This window comes from Gilvimarinus sp. 1_MG-2023 (assembly GCF_030548285.1).
This window is the reverse complement of record NZ_JAUOSC010000849.1, coordinates 1-283: the sequence shown is the minus strand read 5'-3', so window position 1 is coordinate 283 and position 283 is coordinate 1. Positions and strand designations below refer to the sequence as shown.

The following is a 283-nucleotide window of genomic DNA, read 5'->3' as shown; positions in this document are numbered from 1 at the left end:
GGTTGGGCATGATCAGCTGAATCACATACGTCGTATAAGCCCCCAGCATGATCATTTCACCATGGGCCATATTGATCACCCCCATAACCCCGAAGGTAATGGCCAGACCAATCGCCGCCAGCAGCAAGACCGAGCCAAGGCTCAGGCCAAAAAACAACTGGTCAACAAAACCGTACAGTTCCACCCGTTCCTGAATACGGTCCAGCGCCTTCGCCGCTGCCTTACTGACCACCGGGTTGTAGTCACTGTGATCCGTTGCCATATCCGCGAAGTAACGCAGAAC

1 protein-coding gene is annotated in these 283 nt (G+C 54.1%); it reads right to left on the bottom strand.

The features are described from left to right. Window positions 1-283: ABC transporter permease subunit (locus tag Q4563_RS19295; protein ID WP_442903804.1), on the bottom strand; the 283-nt coding region annotated here is incomplete at both ends.